Raw genomic sequence first — 15537 nt, forward strand, 5'->3', positions numbered from 1 at the left:
GAATGTCGACAGAAATTACCTATGATGGTGTCGAACAGTTGCCAATGCGCAAGTTCACGGAAGACGCCTATTTAAACTACTCAATGTACGTCATTATGGACCGTGCGTTACCTTATATCGGTGACGGATTAAAACCGGTTCAACGACGCATTATCTACGCCATGTCGGAGCTCGGTCTCTCGGCATCGGCGAAATACAAAAAATCCGCTCGTACGGTGGGTGACGTGCTGGGTAAGTATCACCCGCACGGCGACTCAGCCTGTTACGAAGCGATGGTGTTGATGGCTCAGCCCTTCTCTTACCGTTATCCATTGGTTGACGGTCAAGGGAACTGGGGGGCGCCGGACGACCCGAAATCCTTCGCTGCGATGCGTTATACCGAAGCGAAATTGTCAAAGTTTGCGGAAGTATTGCTGGGTGAGTTAGGTCAAGGCACCGTTGAGTGGCAGCCTAACTTTGATGGCACGATGAAAGAGCCGCAAATGCTGCCGGCACGTTTACCGCATATCTTGCTTAATGGCGTCACCGGTATTGCAGTAGGTATGGCCACGGATATTCCGCCGCACAATGTGCGCGAAGTGGCTGAGGCAACCATTCATCTGATTGACCACCCTAAAGCGGACCTCAATGATGTGATGGGCTTTGTGCAAGGCCCTGATTACCCAACCGAAGCCGAAATCATCTCGCCCAAAGCGGACCTAGAGAAGATTTATCGCACCGGTCGCGGCAGTGTGAAAATGCGCGCGGTTTGGCACAAAGAGGGCAGTGATGTTGTGATCACCGCGCTGCCACACCAAGTATCCGGCGCGAAACTACTTGAGCAAATCGCCGCCCAGATGCGAGCGAAAAAACTGCCGATGGTGGATGACTTGCGTGATGAGTCGGATCACGAGAACCCAACGCGTATCGTGGTGGTGCCACGCTCCAATCGCGTTGACTGCGACCAATTGATGAATCACTTGTTTGCCTCAACGGATCTCGAGAAAAACTATCGTGTGAACTTAAACATGATCGGTTTGGATAACCGCCCTCAAGTGAAAGGGTTGGTGCAAATCCTCTCTGAGTGGATCGAGTTTCGTCGTTCGACAGTGCGTCGCCGCCTGCAATATCGCCTGGATAAAGTCATGGCGCGTTTGCACATTTTGGAAGGCTTGCTAGTCGCTTATCTCAACTTGGATGAAGTGATTGAAATCATCCGCACGGAAGATGAGCCAAAAGCCGTGTTAATGGCACGCTTTGGCATCACCGACATTCAAGCTGACGCGATTTTAGACACCAAACTTCGTCATCTCGCCAAATTGGAAGAGATGAAGATCCGTGGTGAACAAGACGAGCTACAAAAAGAGCGAGAAAAACTGGAGCAACTGCTGGGTTCTGAACGTCGTCTCAACACCTTGCTAAAAAAAGAGATCAAAGCCGATGCTGAGAAGTACGGCGACGACCGCCGTTCACCTATGGTCGAGCGTGAAGAAGCCAAAGCGCTTACAGAGCGTGATTTAGTACCAAGTGAACCGATCACGGTAGTGCTGTCAGAGAAAGGTTGGATTCGCCACGCGAAGGGCCATGATGTGAACGTGGAAAGCTTGAACTACAAGTCTGGCGATAACTATCTCGCTCATGCCTGTGGTAAGAGCAATCAGCCGGCGGTTTTCCTTGGCAGTGATGGTCGCAGTTACTCGCTTGAATCGCACTCGTTACCTTCGGCGCGTAGCCAAGGTGAGCCGATCACCGGTCGTTTGAACATCAGTGCAGGTTCGACCGTTCGTCAGGTTGTGATGGGCGAAGAAGATCAGCTGTGGTTGGTGGGCTCTGATGCCGGTTACGGATTTGTTTGTAAAGGCAGTGATTTATTGTCGAAAAACCGCAGTGGTAAGGCGCTGGTCACCTTGCCTGCCAACTCGGAAGTCATGCCACCTCATGCCGTGGGCGATTTAGACAATGATGAGATCTTGGCCATCACCAACCAAGGTCGCATGCTCTTGTTCCCAATTAAAGACTTGCCTCAGCTTGGTAAAGGTAAAGGCAACAAGATCATCAATATCCCTGCCGCCAAAGCCAAAGAGCGTGAAGAGATTGTCTCTCACCTGATTGCAGTGCCGAAAGCGGCAACCGTGACGCTGTACGCCGGTAAGCGCAAGTTGGGCTTGAAGCCTAACGATCTCGACAACTACCGCGGTGAGCGTGGTCGTCGTGGTGGTTTGCTGCCACGTGGCTTGCAGCGTGTGACAGCCATTGAGATTGATGTAGGCAACGTCAGTTCGGACAGCGAGACGTCGGAGTCTTAACGCTAAGATCATCGTGATAGAAAAGCAAAACGCCCACCTTAATCAATAAGGTGGGCGTTTTATTTGGTTTATGTGTGTTCTAAAAGTCGCGTTAATTGAGGCGAGTATCTTCAGCAATGGTCACAGACAATGTCTTCTCTTCCCCTTTACGCAGAATAAGAACATCCACAACCGTACCGGGACGAAGTTCTGTCACTATGTCTAACACACTTTGACGACCATTGATCTTATTGCCGTCGATTTTCAAGATGATGTCTTGCGATTCAAACCCAGCTTGCGCGGCAGGTCCATTCGGGTCGACCCCCAACACCACGATGCCACCGAGATGCTCATTGCCGAGTAAACGCGACGTCACAGAGTTGATGTCTTGACCATCGATACCGATATAGCCACGAATTACGCGTCCATCGGCGATGATTTTTTGCATGATTTTATTTGCTAACGAGTAGGGAATCGCAAAAGAGATACCGTAGGTTTCGAGCTCAGTTGCTTGTTGGAAAGAGGCCGTATTGATGCCGACCAATTCACCACGAGTATTGACCAAAGCGCCCCCCGAGTTCCCCTCGTTGATTGCCGCGTCGGTTTGAATAAAGGCTTGGTGGCCATCGGCACTGATGGAGGAGCGACCGGTTGCGGAGATAATTCCAAATGTGGTGGTTTGCCCTAGGTTATACGGGTTACCGATGGCAAGCACTACATCACCAACTTTTGGGGTGTACTCTGGATTGAGCGGAATGACCGGCAGGTTACTGCCCTCGATCTGCAATATCGCGATGTCTGTACGGCGATCTTTCCCGACTAATTGCGCAGCGGCAACGCGACCATCTTGTACTGCGACGATGATTTGATCCGCCTGAGCGACAACATGATAGTTGGTGATGATATAGCCTTTTTCACTGACGATAACCCCAGAACCTAGCCCCTGTGTCGAGAGCTTAGTGCGATCGGATTCGGTGTATTTTCGACTGTAAATGTTGACCACGGCTGGCGCAGCATTTCTAACCGCTTGGTTAAACGAAATTTGTTCACGGGAGAAGAGAGGAAGGTCAGTTGGCACATGTTTCGGTAAAATATTGGAGCGCAACGACGGAATCGCCAATAACAAGAGCAATGCTGTGATTAACCCCAATCCGACTGAGCGCAATAAAAATCGCAGCATGCTTTCCTCATTTGTTATTCATTTTCAACAGGTAAGATGGCCAAGAATAGCACTAACCCCGTCAGACGTGAAGTTAGTGAGCGGCGCAGTGCGAGCATCAACAAAAAGGCAGCCGTGAGAAGGCTGCCTTAACCAAAGAAAATCTCGAACGGGTTAGCGAATCACAAGGTACAGGGTACGCTCACCACGTTGGATATTGAGTGCCAATACGCCCGGTTGTTTTTCCAGTGCGCTGCGGAACTCAGCCAAGTTTTTCACTCGTTTGCGATTGACGCCGATGATGATGTCGTCCGCTTGAAGCTGATACGCTTCCGCTTTCGAGCCTTTTTCAACCGATGCCACTTTCACCCCTTGAACAGTGTCGCTCGCATTGGTGTTGGTCAGTTGAGCGCCTGATAGCCCTTCGTGCAGCTTATCGGCGGTGGTTTTCACATCGGTTTGTTCGCCTAGGGTGACATCGAAGGATTTTGACTTACCGTCTCGCACGATACCCAAGGTGATCTGTTTACCCGCGCCTAAGGTGGCGACTTTCGCTCTCAGTTCACTGAACGAGTTGATCTCTTTACCATTGACCGACACGATCACGTCACCGGCTTGCAGCCCCGCGTCATCAGCAGCGCTGTCTGGCACCACTTGTGAGACAAAGGCGCCTTTACTTGACTCATAGCCTAGTGCTTCTGCCAGCTCTGAGGTGATTTCACCGCCTTGTACACCCAACATGCCGCGTTTCACTTCACCGAACTCAAGAATTTGATCGGTCAAGTTGGTCATCATATTCGATGGAATCGCAAAGCCAATCCCGACGTTGCCGCCGTTAGGACCCAAAATAGCAGTGTTGATACCAATCAACTCCCCCTTGAGGTTGACCAAAGCCCCCCCAGAGTTGCCACTGTTGATCGCCGCATCGGTCTGAATAAAGTTCTCGAAGTTTTCGATATTGAGACCACTGCGTCCCAAGGCCGAGACGATACCTGAGGTCACGGTTTGGCCGAGGCCAAACGGGTTACCTATCGCGACGGTAAAGTCGCCGACGCGCAGCTGATCAGAATCCGCGATGGTGACTTGAGTGAGGTTCTTGGCTTTTTCTAGCTTGAGCAGGGCCACATCTGACATCTGGTCGCCCCCGACTAGCTCGGCATCATACTCGCGACCATCATGCAGTTTGACGCGAATTTTTTCCGCGCCGTTGATGACGTGGTAGTTGGTCACGACATGCCCTTTTTTGGCGTCGATAATGACGCCTGAGCCTAAGCCACGAAATGGACGCTCTTGCAGTTGCTCGGTAGGGAAGTCTGGACCAAAAAAGAAGCGGAACTGATCGGGGATCTGTTGACGTGATACTTGGGTACCTTCAACAGAAATGCTCACCACAGCTGGCGTCACTTTCTCAAGCATCGGGGCAAGAGAAGGAAGCTGCTCTCCATTGACGGAGAGTGGTAGGGCTGCGCTCGCCGGCATGGGGGCGATGATGGAACTTAAGCTTAAGGATAGAACGGTTAAGGCAAGCAAAGGTTTTTTCATCGGATACTCCTATTAAGTGAAGGCTCTCGTCTGATATTTGTACGTCAAAATCAAAACTCAATGGCCACTCATGGGAGTTATGACTCAAAAACCTTTGTAAAGTTCATGAAATTCAATCAAGAAGCTTTAGCAGACAGCACTTCTTTTTCATCGACGATGGGTTTCTTTTGTTCTTTAAGAAGCCCCGTCGCACCTTGAGCGTAGTCTTTAGGTGCTTCATCCATTGGTGTATCCACACTGTGTGTTTGCTCGGAAATTACCTCAGATTCTGTACTGGCTTGCTCTGTGATTTTTTTAACAAAAGGATTGTCTTGTTCAGGAATATTCGGCAAAAGCTCGCCAGAAGTCTTGGCCATGTGCTGGTAAAGCTTGGTGTACTCTTTGCCGAGGGCATCAAGCATTTCAGCCGTTTGGGCAAAGTGATCGGTAAGGTCTTGCTTTTGTTGCTCGAGTTGAAACTTAGTGTTGTCGAGGTCTTTTTGCATGTTCTTCTGTTTTTTGTAACCTGGAGTGCTGATACGGGAAAAAAGCACGCCTAAAACGGCACCAACAAGCAAACCTACGAGGGCGTAAATCCAAGGCATAATGGCTCCTTATGATTGTTATTTAACATGTTTTTTACGTATTGATTACACATGCTGTTTTGACATGGTACTATGACTTCCTGAGCCGATAAAGAAAAATGCGTGTGCTCTCGTTAGCAGTTTCAACGACTCCCTAATAGGCCGTGAAGTCATGACACCACTAGAGATTTACCAAAACGATATCCAAAAAAACGGTTTTCAGTCTGACCCTGCTCAGTTGCAAGCGGTGTCAGCGCTGGATCGTCTCTATCACCAATTTATTGATTATCAAGCGCAGCCCCAGCCTCAAGTCACCGGCTGGAAAGCATGGTTTGGCAAGCGTACTGCCACACCTGTGACAGCGCCGAAAGGTCTCTATTTTTGGGGGGGCGTCGGACGAGGAAAAACCTATCTGATGGACACGTTTTTTGATGCGCTGCCCTCTGAGAAAAAAATGCGTGTGCACTTTCACCGTTTTATGTATCGAGTTCACGATGAGTTGAATCGACTGGGGGAAAGGAACGATCCGCTAGAGGAGGTCGCCGACATCTTCAAGGCAGAAGCGGAGATCATCTGTTTTGATGAGTTCTTCGTGTCGGATATCACTGACGCGATGATTTTGGGTACCTTGTTTCAAGCGCTGTTCAAACGCGGCGTCATTTTAGTGGCCACGTCCAATATTCCTCCCGATGATCTTTATCGAAATGGTTTGCAACGTACGCGCTTTATGCCTGCTATTGAATTAATCAAAACGCACTGTGACATATTGAATGTCGACAGCGGCATTGATTATCGCTTGCGCACCCTTGAGCAAGCGGAAATTTACCATTTCCCTCTGGATGATAAGGCCAGTCAAAATCTGGATCACTACTTTCATCAACTGGTGGGCGATGGGAAAGTCGGTGAAGTGCGCATTGAAATCAACCACCGTCAGGTAGAAGTCGTCCAAAGCGCTGAAGGTGTCCTGCATGCGACGTTTGCGCAGCTGTGTCAAAGTGCACGCAGTCAAAATGATTACATTGAGCTCTCTAAACTCTACCATACAGTGTTGCTGGCTGACGTGAAACAGATGGGCCACACCATAGACGATGCGGCGCGGCGTTTTATCGCGTTGGTGGATGAGTTTTATGAGCGTCATGTCACTTTGATCATCTCGGCAGAAGTGCCACTCGATGCGCTATACACCGGAGGTCAATTGGCGTTCGAATTTAAACGCTGCCAGTCTCGTTTGATCGAAATGCAAAGTCATGAGTATCTTGCGCGCGAGCATTTAGCGTGACACGCTTGCGAGGGAAGGGAGAGGCGAAAAAAAATTCAATTTTCACTGAAAAAAAGGTGATTTTTTCTACTGACTTCTCTATAATCCTGCGACCCACCGTTACTGCAGACCTTGATTATCGAAGGTATTTCGAGATAACGGGTCGAGAGAACCAACCACTCGAAGGGGTGTTGACTGGACTCTTAGTCAGTGGGAGCGAAAGCTCCTTTAAGTGTAAATTTAATAAATTAACGGGTTATTGTTAGCATGAAAACTTTCGTTGCTAAACCAGAAGCTGTAAAACGCGACTGGTACGTTGTAGACGCTGAAGGTAAAACTCTTGGCCGTCTAGCAAGTGAAATTGCATCTCGCCTACGTGGCAAACACAAAGCTGAATACACTCCTCACGTTGACACTGGTGATTACATCATCGTTATCAACGCTGAGAAAGTTGCTGTAACAGGCAACAAGGCTAAAAACAAAGTTTACTACCGTCACTCTGAGTTCCCAGGTGGCCTAAAATCAATCACTTTTGAAAAGTTGATCGATCGTAAGCCTGAAATGGCGCTTGAGCTAGCGGTTAAAGGTATGCTTCCACGTGGTCCTCTAGGCCGTGCTATGTACCGTAAGCTTAAAGTTTACGCTGGCGCTGAGCACAACCATGTTGCTCAACAACCACAAGTACTAGACATCTAATCGGGGATTTCGAAAATGGCAGAGAATCAATACTACGGCACTGGCCGTCGCAAAAGCTCAGCTGCACGTGTTTTCATCAAACCAGGCAGCGGCAACATCGTAATCAACAAGCGTAGCCTTGATGAGTACTTCGGTCGTCCAACTTCTCGCATGGTTGTTAAACAGCCTCTAGAGCTAGTTGAATTGACTGAGAAACTAGACCTATACGTGACTGTTAAAGGTGGCGGTATTTCAGGTCAAGCAGGTGCTATCCGTCACGGTATCACTCGCGCTCTAATGGAATACGATGAGTCTCTACGTCCTACTCTACGTGCAGCAGGTTACGTCACTCGTGACGCTCGTTGCGTTGAACGTAAGAAAGTTGGTCTACGTAAAGCACGTCGTCGTCCACAGTTCTCTAAGCGTTAATCTTTCTTGCAAAGATTGGCGTCCAGTTTTTACTGGATTGTGGTCTCAAAAGCCTGGCTTCATGCCAGGCTTTTTGTTTTTTAGTCTCCCCCATTCTGGCTTTCCTACTACGCTTCTCAACTCTGCTTCAGCCGCTGTTCATCTTTTGTGACGTCATAGGCGAATTACTTGATGAATGTTACAAAAAGGTAGCTTTATCTTGTCAAAAAGTAGGGTTTTATTTATCATTTGCCATCAAATAAATACAACTAAATTCGTATTTTGTTAGCCATGCTCTTTAAGGGATTTTAATAGGGTCACGAGGCCCAGACCATAGGGAGCAAATGGGAGAATGTTTGGATGAGCAATGCGCCTTTAAATAACGGCCGCAGACGTTTCTTGACTGCGACAACTGCGGTTGTCGGTGGTTTAGGAGCTGCTGCTGTCGCCGTTCCTTTTATAAAATCTTGGAACCCAAGTGAAAAAGCAAAAGCTGCGGGTGCCCCTGTTGAAGTGGAAATCGGAAAGCTCGAAGAAGGGCAGATGGTTCGTGTTGAGTGGCGTGGTAAGCCTGTCTGGGTTGTCCGTCGTGCACAAGCCGTCGTCGATGGATTGAAAAACCTCGAAGGCCAACTTCGAGACCCGCAGTCAGGCGAAGAACAACAGCCTGAATATGCACAAAATGCCTACCGTTCTATCAAACCAGAGTACTTCGTTGCTGTGGGGATTTGTACACACCTAGGTTGCTCGCCGACTTATCTACCCGACACTTTTAGTGAGCAAGTTCAAGGCGTGAAATCCGGTTTCTTCTGTCCATGTCACGGTTCAAAATTTGATATGGCTGGTCGAGTATTCCAAGGCGTTCCGGCACCACTAAACCTAGTGGTCCCTAAACATATGTACCTGAGTGATACCAAAATCATTATCGGTGTTGATGAAACTGGGGAGGCATAATGCAAGCTCTACTTGATTGGGTAGAAAAACGCATACCCGCAATGAATGCGTACAAAAAGCACCTGTCTGAGTATCCAATGCCGAAGAACTTTAACTTTTGGTATCTGTTTGGCTCTCTAGCAATGTTGGTGTTAGTGAACCAGATCCTGACGGGGATTTGGTTAACCATGAACTACGTGCCATCAGGCGATGGGGCGTTTGCATCGATTGAATACATCATGCGTGACGTGGAGTACGGTTGGTTACTTCGCTACATGCACTCCACAGGCGCGTCTGCGTTCTTTGTTGTTGTCTACCTGCACATGTTCCGTGGTTTGATCTACGGCTCATATCAGAAGCCTCGTGAGCTGCTTTGGATCTTCGGTATGTTGATCTTCTTGGTCTTGATGGCCGAAGCATTCATGGGTTACCTGCTGCCTTGGGGCCAAATGTCCTACTGGGGTGCTCAGGTTATCATCTCACTCTTTGGCGCGATTCCGGTCATTGGTGATGATCTCACCCTTTGGATTCGTGGTGACTACGTTATCTCGGGCGCCACATTGAACCGTTTCTTTGCCTTGCACGTCATCGCTCTGCCAATCGTGTTGCTGCTGCTGATTGTGTTGCACGTTCTTGCGCTGCACGAGGTGGGTTCAAACAACCCAGATGGTATCGAAACTAAGCTGCCAAAAGGCTCAATGGGTGATGATTACCAACCTCAATTTAAATTCCATGAGTACTACACTAAGAAATACGACATCATCGACTCTATCCCGTTCCACCCTTACGGCACGGTGAAAGATCTGATTGGTGTGGCTGGTTTCTTGTTCCTGTTCTGTTATGTGTTGTTCTTCAACCCAGAAATGGGCGGTTACTTCCTTGAGCCGCCAAACTTTGAAGCGGCAAACCCGCTGAAAACGCCAGAGCACATTGCCCCTGTTTGGTACTTTACGCCATTCTATGCCATCTTACGTGCGGTGCCAGATAAGCTTATCGGTGTTCTTGCTATGGGCGCATCGATTGCTGTGCTGTTCATTTTGCCTTGGCTTGACCGTTGTAAAGTTCGCTCTTACCGCTACCGCAGTAAGTTCCATTTATTCAATATCATCCAGTTCACCATCAGCTTTATCGCCTTGGGTATTTTGGGTGCGCTTCCAGCGACTCCGACGTACACACTCCTTGCGCAGATCTTTAGCTTGGGTTACTTCATGTTCTTCGTCTTGCTGTTCTTCTACAGCAAAAATGAAGCGACGAAACCATTACCAGAAAGGGTGACATTCAAATGAAAAAATGGATTGTAGTTTTATTTGCAATGCTGCCATCGTTGGCAATGGCAGCGGGTGTGAGCGTTCCACTCGATAAAGCGAACAACGACATCTCAGATCAAGCGTCGTTGCAAAACGGTGCCAAGCTCTTTATGAACTACTGTTTTGGCTGTCACTCCGCGCAGTATCAGCGTTATGAGCGTGTTGGACGTGACATTGGCATTCCAGTGGATCTGCTCAAAGAGAACTTGATTTTTGACCCAGAAGCCAAGGTTGGCGACTTGATGGAAAATGCCATTCCTGAAGAGTCGGCCGCTAAATGGTTTGGTGCGCCACCACCTGATTTGACGCTTGTCGCTCGAGTGCGTGGTACGGATTGGTTGTACACTTACCTACGTTCGTTTTATGAAGATCCTGCGCGCCCATTTGGGGTCAACAACGTTGTGTTCCCAAGTGTCGGTATGCCGCATGTATTGGAAGAGCTGCAAGGCATTCCTAAACCTGTTTACGGCACCAAAGTCGTGAATGGTGAAGAGGTGCAAGTGGTCGTCGGTATTGAATCGGATGGGACGGGCGAGCTTAACCAAGAAGAGTACGACAACGCGGTACGCGATTTGGTGAACTTCCTTGAGTACTCCGGTGACCCAGTGAAACTTGAGCGCCATGCGCTAGGTTGGTGGGTAATGGGCTTCCTAGTGATCTTTAGTATCGTGGTTGTGCTGCTCAAGAAAGAGTATTGGCGTGATGTGCATTAATTGTGCTATCATACTGAGCTAATTTCCAAATTTTTATGTTGACAATGGAGGCTTAGCCTCCATTGTTTTATTTATGTAAGTGTGCTGGAGGGCTCCATGGCTGTAGCTGCCAATAAACGTTCTGTGATGACTCTATTCTCAAGTGCATCTGATATGTATAGCCATCAGGTACGTATTGTTCTAGCAGAGAAAGGCGTAAGTGTTGAAGTAGAGCTTGTTGATGAAGCAAACCTACCTGCGGAACTTGGTGAACTGAACCCATACAAATCAGTACCAACCTTAGTAGATCGTGAGTTGTCACTGTATGACTCAAAGATCATCATGGAATACTTGGACGAGCGTTTCCCTCATCCTCCATTGATGCCGGTTTATCCGGTTGCTCGCGGTAACACGCGTTTGATGATCTACCGTATCGAGAAAAACTGGTACTCATTGGCTGAAAAAGTGCTTAACGGCACAGCTGATGAAGCAGAATCTGCACGTAACAAACTCAGAGTGGATCTTTTGACTCTTGGCCCAGTCTTCGCGGAATACGAATACTTCATGAGCGAAGAGTTCAGCTTGGTCGATTGTTACCTTGCTCCTTTATTGTGGCGTTTACCACAAATGGGAATCGAACTGGTTGGCCCAGGCTCAAAAGAGCTGAAGGTTTACATGAACCGTGTCTTTGAGCGTGATTCATTCCTAGCATCCTTGACTGAAGCTGAACGTGAAATGCGTCTAATGCGTTAATGGTTGGCATGGATATCGAGAAAATGACCCCACGCCGACCGTATATGCTTCGTGCATTTTATGACTGGTTGGTGGACAACGATTTAACGCCTCACCTTGTTGTTGAAGCAACATTACCAGGCGTTCGTGTGCCGGAAGAGTTTATTCAAGATGGCCAAATTATCCTCAATATTGCGCCTCGCGCTGTGGGTAATTTGGAACTAGGCAATGAGGCGATCACCTTCAGCGCCCGTTTCAGTGGCCGCCCACACTCTGTGATCGTGCCTCTTTATGCTGTTCAGGCCATCTATGCCCGTGAAAATGGTGCAGGGACGATGTTTGAACCCGAAGATGCTTACCTTGGTGAGATTGAAGAAAGCTTGGAAGATGAACCTCTATTCCCACTGTCTGTAGCGACTGAGGAAGAGGTCGAAGAGACTGAGCCAAGTGATGAACCACCTAGGCCCAAAGGTCGACCGAGTTTGCGTGTCATCAAGTAACGCGAATGAAACGATAGCAAAAAGCCGCATTGTGATGCGGCTTTTTTTATATATCGATTAGGGAACAGCTCGATTAGGGATAAGCGACGAGTCGTTTATTCGTTGCTTTCTGCAATCTGGAAGGCGCGGATGACTTGTTTTACCCCAGAGATATTACGCGCAATGTCGGTCGCTTTATCGGCATGTTGTGGTGAGACATAGCCAAGCAAGAAGACCTCTTTATCCTCTGTGATCACTTTGATTTTGATGCCGCTCAGCTCAGAGTCGGTCAAGATCGCTGATTTCACTTTGGTTGTGATCCAACTGTCATGACTTACTTCGCCAGCACTCAGCGGCGCTTTGATGCGAATTTGGTTATAGACGGTTTTAACGCCTTTCACTTCACGAGCTTTTTGTTCAATTTGCTCACTCAACGCCGCATCGTTTGCTTGCCCCATTAGGACGACTGTTCCTTCGTAGGAGCTGGCGGTAACACGAGCATTACCACGAACCGGCTCTTTGTTTGCGATTCCCGCCACTTCGAACTCAATATTGTTATCGTTCCAGATCTCTTGTGTGGTGCGTGGGTCAATCACAATAGCGGCCGTTGTTGCAGCGCCGGCAATAAACAACCCGGCACAGCCTGTGAGGGATAGGCTGGTAATTAAAACAAAGATAATCGTTTTCAATGACTTCATGGCTTACTCTTCGTGAGCAGGAAACAACACTTGGTCAATAAGATCGCACAAGCAGTGTAAAGTCACCATATGAACCTCATGAATTCGCGCGGTTCTGTGAGATGGAATGCGAATTTCCACATCATGCTCACCGAGTAACCCAGCCATCTCGCCACCGTCTTTGCCGGTTAACGCGATGATGGTCATATCGCGAGTCACTGCCGCTTCCATCGCTTTGATGATGTTCTTGCTGTTACCGCTGGTTGAGATCGCCAGTAAAATATCACCAGGTTGGCCAAAAGCACGCACTTGTTTTGAGAAAATCTCAGTGTAGTGGTAATCGTTGGCGACGGCGGTCAGCGTTGTGTTGTCGGCAGTCAGCGCCATCGCGGGCAGGCTAGGTCTTTCTGTTTCAAAGCGATTGAGCAAGCAAGAGACAAATTGTTGTGCGTTCGATGAGGATCCACCATTACCGCAACATAGAATCTTGTTACCGTTGAGTAAGCTTGCCACCATACCTTGCGCTGCGTGAGTGATCGCATCGGGTAGCGCTTCTGCGGCGGCAATTTGAATTTGAATGCTTTCTTTGAAACTGTCTTTAATGCTCTCTAGCATTGATTATCCTTGAGTGATTGCGTTTTTTATCCATTCGATTTGGCTACCTTGCTCATGAATCGCCACTAGGTCAAATCGAAAATGGGTATCGTGCACCGAAAGGCCATGCTTGAGGAGCCACACATTGGCGGCTCGCACGAGTTTTTGCATTTTACTGTAGGTCACGGTTTCAGCCGCATGACCAAACGAAGTGCTCTTTCGGTAACGAACTTCAACAAATACGATGGCGTCGCCATCGCGCATGATCAGATCTAACTCGCCGCTTTTCGCAGTAAAATTGCGTTCAAGCGGGACTAACCCCTGACTCAGCAGGTGCTGCTCAGCCAGGCGTTCATAGTGTTCGCCGTGCGCGCGTTTATTGCGCACTACCGAGTTGAGCCCAGCTGATTTCACGTTGTACGACACAGTGCTCATCGATACTCAGAATTCCTGTTTGTCCTTCGACTGAGTAGCCTTCGATCACTTTCATTTGTGGCAGCACTTCCATCAGGGTGTAGGCGTCCATCCCCATCGCTTGAAGTCGTTTCTCCGCGTGTGAGCTGTTGGCCCACAGACTGTCCATCTGCTGCTTCAGGTGGACATCAGGGTGGATAAGGAGTGGAATATCACTGTAGCTGACGCCCGTCAAATCCTCGTACTGACGTTGGCCGCTGTTACTGCGAGAGTTAGAGTAGAGTGCAGGAGGCGTCGTGTCTGGGTTGATCGCCACTTCGATGAAGGGTTTGATCAGGGTAATTTCGGCACTGGTCGCCACGATGTACACCGCATCCACATCTCGACGGCTGCGTGGCTGTGTTTCAAGTGGGATATTCAACAGTGATTCCATTTGCGCGATGTTTTGCTGGCTCTCTTGCAAACCAAAAATGGTGTTGATGTTCTTTTGCAACTGGCGCTTGTCACCGAAGAGACTCACTGCCACTTTATTCTCACTGTATTTATCCCACTCTTGTTCGAAGGACTCGACGACGCGCTCGCCCAAACGACCTTGCGGCGCAAGGATGAGTGGGTAGCGAGCGCCTTGTTCAAACAAGTGCTTCGCCGCTTGTGCCACCTCCTGTTCAGGAGAAAGCGCTAAGTAGCAGGTGTTGTGACCAAAGTTGGTTTCATCCGGAATATTGAGAGCCAACATCGGCAGTGAGTGGGCACTGGCTTGTTGTGCTTCTTGCAGCGCTTCGATGTTCTCTTTCAATAGCGGACCAACGATAAAGTCGATGTTCTTTTCGATTAGCGTCGCGTCTAAGTTCGCCATATCCAGTGTATTGGTATCAATGACGGTCAGGGTCGCGTTCTCATCACGCGCATCATCATTCATCATATTGAAAATAAACCCATCGCGAATCAGTTGCGCTTGTTTAGCAAACTTGCCAGAAAGAGGCAGCAGCAGCGCAGTGTTCACGGGTTTTGTAATATCGAGTGCCAGAATGTCGCTGAGGGCTTGGGGTGTATACAGCGCGGCTGGATGGTCAGGATTGCTCGCCATCCAACGTTCCAAGCGCGATTTTAATTGCGGAATGTTGCTGGCAAACGCTTTACTGTCATTGGCCAATTCTAGCCAACCTGTCAGCACGGTTTCATTCGGTGCCACACGCAGTTTGGCAAGCTCAGACAGCGAGTACTGCGACAGGTTCTGCCAGACGCCATCGGCGATAGAGGCTTGCTCTGAGGCATTGAGTAGTTCGCTTTGGGCAATTAAGGATCGCGACGCGTCAAGGTAGAGACCTTGCTTGCTCTGCAGCGCGGCGCGTTTTTGATAGTACTCTTGCCACTGCTGACGAGGCAGTGACCAAGACACTGGAAAATTCAGCTGAGACAAGGCATCGCTGTGCTGACCTTGACTGATGAGCAAGTCGGCACGAGTCAATTGCCACTCTGCTTGCTGCTGTGGCGTGAGGCTTTGTCTCGCAAGGCGCTTAATCAGTAACTCTGACTGCACCACGTCACCGGCCTCAACGGAGGCTTTCAGTGCCATGATCAACCAATCCACTTGCAAACTGCCGGTCGTGCTGTCTGCCCGCATTAGGTAGGTTTCTACCGGTTGAGAGGGATCGAGTAAAATATCGACAGACTGCGGCGTTTTCGGCGATGAGGAACACGCAGCCAATGTAATAGCGAGTGCTACAGGAGTAAGTAAGCGTGTTACACTTGGGCGCTTATGGTGATTGTTAGCCATGAGTTCTTTCGTAATTCCGTATAAAATTGTGTCTATATTAATCGTTGAAGTGATGGTAAACAA

At 48.8% G+C, this 15537-nt stretch carries 16 protein-coding genes; 9 read left to right on the plus strand and 7 right to left on the minus strand.

Features of this window, described 5'->3' with window-relative positions:
• Nucleotides 1–2: 2 nt before the first annotated feature.
• Nucleotides 3–2285, plus strand: a complete 2283-nt coding sequence (gene parC, locus AC6R0S_RS13245; protein WP_500638113.1) for a DNA topoisomerase IV subunit A — start codon at nucleotides 3–5, stop codon at nucleotides 2283–2285.
• 91 nt (nucleotides 2286–2376) lie between these two features.
• Here the strand turns inward: parC and degS are convergent, their stop codons facing one another.
• The 3 genes from degS to zapG form a co-directional block, all read right to left on the minus strand.
• Entirely contained in the window at nucleotides 2377–3444 is a 1068-nt protein-coding gene (gene degS, locus AC6R0S_RS13250) for an outer membrane-stress sensor serine endopeptidase DegS (protein WP_487901332.1), read from the minus strand.
• 153 nt (nucleotides 3445–3597) lie between these two features.
• Complete coding sequence (locus tag AC6R0S_RS13255) at nucleotides 3598–4965, minus strand: DegQ family serine endoprotease (protein ID WP_334554305.1); 1368 nt, start codon at nucleotides 4963–4965, stop codon at nucleotides 3598–3600.
• 116 nt (nucleotides 4966–5081) lie between these two features.
• A complete protein-coding gene (zapG, locus tag AC6R0S_RS13260) occupies nucleotides 5082–5549 on the minus strand; it encodes a Z-ring associated protein ZapG (protein ID WP_500638114.1) in 468 nt (155 codons plus the stop codon).
• Between the two features lie 151 nt (nucleotides 5550–5700).
• On the opposite strand from zapG, the gene zapE reads away from it, so the two are divergent.
• From zapE to sspB, 8 genes are all read left to right on the plus strand, one after another.
• Nucleotides 5701–6807 carry a cell division protein ZapE gene (gene zapE, locus AC6R0S_RS13265; protein ID WP_500638115.1) on the plus strand — a complete coding sequence of 369 codons (1107 nt, stop codon included), beginning with the start codon at nucleotides 5701–5703 and terminating at the stop codon, nucleotides 6805–6807.
• Nucleotides 6808–7053: 246 nt separating this feature from the next.
• Complete coding sequence (gene rplM / locus AC6R0S_RS13270) at nucleotides 7054–7482, plus strand: 50S ribosomal protein L13 (protein WP_500638116.1); 429 nt, start codon at nucleotides 7054–7056, stop codon at nucleotides 7480–7482.
• A 15-nt stretch (nucleotides 7483–7497) separates the two neighbouring features.
• Nucleotides 7498–7890 carry a 30S ribosomal protein S9 gene (gene rpsI, locus AC6R0S_RS13275; protein ID WP_005436094.1) on the plus strand — a complete coding sequence of 131 codons (393 nt, stop codon included), beginning with the start codon at nucleotides 7498–7500 and terminating at the stop codon, nucleotides 7888–7890.
• A gap of 339 nt (nucleotides 7891–8229) precedes the next feature.
• A complete protein-coding gene (petA, locus tag AC6R0S_RS13280; protein ID WP_334554311.1) occupies nucleotides 8230–8823 on the plus strand; it encodes a ubiquinol-cytochrome c reductase iron-sulfur subunit in 594 nt (197 codons plus the stop codon).
• Nucleotides 8823–10088: a cytochrome b gene (locus AC6R0S_RS13285; protein ID WP_334554312.1), complete on the plus strand. Its 1266-nt coding sequence runs from the start codon at nucleotides 8823–8825 to the stop codon at nucleotides 10086–10088. The genes petA and AC6R0S_RS13285 overlap by 1 nt, the downstream gene beginning before the upstream one ends.
• Nucleotides 10085–10822, plus strand: coding sequence for a cytochrome c1 (locus AC6R0S_RS13290; RefSeq protein ID WP_487901329.1), 738 nt, complete (start codon nucleotides 10085–10087; stop codon nucleotides 10820–10822). The genes AC6R0S_RS13285 and AC6R0S_RS13290 overlap by 4 nt, the downstream gene beginning before the upstream one ends.
• 96 nt (nucleotides 10823–10918) lie before the next feature.
• Complete coding sequence (gene sspA, locus AC6R0S_RS13295; RefSeq protein WP_334554316.1) at nucleotides 10919–11554, plus strand: stringent starvation protein SspA; 636 nt, start codon at nucleotides 10919–10921, stop codon at nucleotides 11552–11554.
• An 8-nt stretch (nucleotides 11555–11562) separates the two neighbouring features.
• Nucleotides 11563–12033 (plus strand): ClpXP protease specificity-enhancing factor, encoded by a 471-nt coding sequence (gene sspB, locus AC6R0S_RS13300; RefSeq protein ID WP_334554318.1) that lies wholly within the window; start codon nucleotides 11563–11565, stop codon nucleotides 12031–12033.
• Between the two features lie 95 nt (nucleotides 12034–12128).
• On the opposite strand, the gene AC6R0S_RS13305 is transcribed toward sspB, so the two are convergent.
• Genes AC6R0S_RS13305 through AC6R0S_RS13320 form a run of 4 tightly spaced genes read right to left on the minus strand, consistent with a single transcriptional unit; the run spans nucleotide 12129 to nucleotide 15474 of the window.
• Nucleotides 12129–12710 (minus strand): BON domain-containing protein, encoded by a 582-nt coding sequence (locus AC6R0S_RS13305; RefSeq protein ID WP_487901328.1) that lies wholly within the window; start codon nucleotides 12708–12710, stop codon nucleotides 12129–12131.
• 3 nt (nucleotides 12711–12713) lie between these two features.
• The gene (locus AC6R0S_RS13310) at nucleotides 12714–13304 is read right to left on the minus strand and encodes a phosphoheptose isomerase (RefSeq protein ID WP_334554322.1); all 591 of its coding nucleotides are present in this window, start codon (nucleotides 13302–13304) and stop codon (nucleotides 12714–12716) included.
• Between the two features lie 3 nt (nucleotides 13305–13307).
• Entirely contained in the window at nucleotides 13308–13718 is a 411-nt protein-coding gene (locus AC6R0S_RS13315; protein WP_500633949.1) for a YraN family protein, read from the minus strand.
• Nucleotides 13660–15474, minus strand: a complete 1815-nt coding sequence (locus tag AC6R0S_RS13320) for a penicillin-binding protein activator (protein WP_500638117.1) — start codon at nucleotides 15472–15474, stop codon at nucleotides 13660–13662. The genes AC6R0S_RS13315 and AC6R0S_RS13320 overlap by 59 nt, the downstream gene beginning before the upstream one ends.
• Between the last annotated feature and the right edge of the window lie 63 nt (nucleotides 15475–15537).

This window comes from Vibrio sp. R15-SG3-ISO1B, assembly GCF_059833835.1.

Excerpts from the sequence above, each read along its gene's own strand:
- parC (WP_500638113.1), top strand. The coding sequence starts at position 3 with ATGTCGACAGAAATTACCTATGATGGTGTCGAACAGTTGCCAATGCGC.
- degS (WP_487901332.1), bottom strand. The coding sequence starts at position 3,444 with ATGCTGCGATTTTTATTGCGCTCAGTCGGATTGGGGTTAATCACAGCA.
- AC6R0S_RS13255 (WP_334554305.1), bottom strand. The coding sequence starts at position 4,965 with ATGAAAAAACCTTTGCTTGCCTTAACCGTTCTATCCTTAAGCTTAAGT.
- zapG (WP_500638114.1), bottom strand. The coding sequence starts at position 5,549 with ATGCCTTGGATTTACGCCCTCGTAGGTTTGCTTGTTGGTGCCGTTTTA.
- zapE (WP_500638115.1), top strand. The coding sequence starts at position 5,701 with ATGACACCACTAGAGATTTACCAAAACGATATCCAAAAAAACGGTTTT.
- rplM (WP_500638116.1), top strand. The coding sequence starts at position 7,054 with ATGAAAACTTTCGTTGCTAAACCAGAAGCTGTAAAACGCGACTGGTAC.
- rpsI (WP_005436094.1), top strand. The coding sequence starts at position 7,498 with ATGGCAGAGAATCAATACTACGGCACTGGCCGTCGCAAAAGCTCAGCT.
- petA (WP_334554311.1), top strand. The coding sequence starts at position 8,230 with ATGAGCAATGCGCCTTTAAATAACGGCCGCAGACGTTTCTTGACTGCG.
- AC6R0S_RS13285 (WP_334554312.1), top strand. The coding sequence starts at position 8,823 with ATGCAAGCTCTACTTGATTGGGTAGAAAAACGCATACCCGCAATGAAT.
- AC6R0S_RS13290 (WP_487901329.1), top strand. The coding sequence starts at position 10,085 with ATGAAAAAATGGATTGTAGTTTTATTTGCAATGCTGCCATCGTTGGCA.
- sspA (WP_334554316.1), top strand. The coding sequence starts at position 10,919 with ATGGCTGTAGCTGCCAATAAACGTTCTGTGATGACTCTATTCTCAAGT.
- sspB (WP_334554318.1), top strand. The coding sequence starts at position 11,563 with ATGGATATCGAGAAAATGACCCCACGCCGACCGTATATGCTTCGTGCA.
- AC6R0S_RS13305 (WP_487901328.1), bottom strand. The coding sequence starts at position 12,710 with ATGAAGTCATTGAAAACGATTATCTTTGTTTTAATTACCAGCCTATCC.
- AC6R0S_RS13310 (WP_334554322.1), bottom strand. The coding sequence starts at position 13,304 with ATGCTAGAGAGCATTAAAGACAGTTTCAAAGAAAGCATTCAAATTCAA.
- AC6R0S_RS13315 (WP_500633949.1), bottom strand. The coding sequence starts at position 13,718 with ATGAGCACTGTGTCGTACAACGTGAAATCAGCTGGGCTCAACTCGGTA.
- AC6R0S_RS13320 (WP_500638117.1), bottom strand. The coding sequence starts at position 15,474 with ATGGCTAACAATCACCATAAGCGCCCAAGTGTAACACGCTTACTTACT.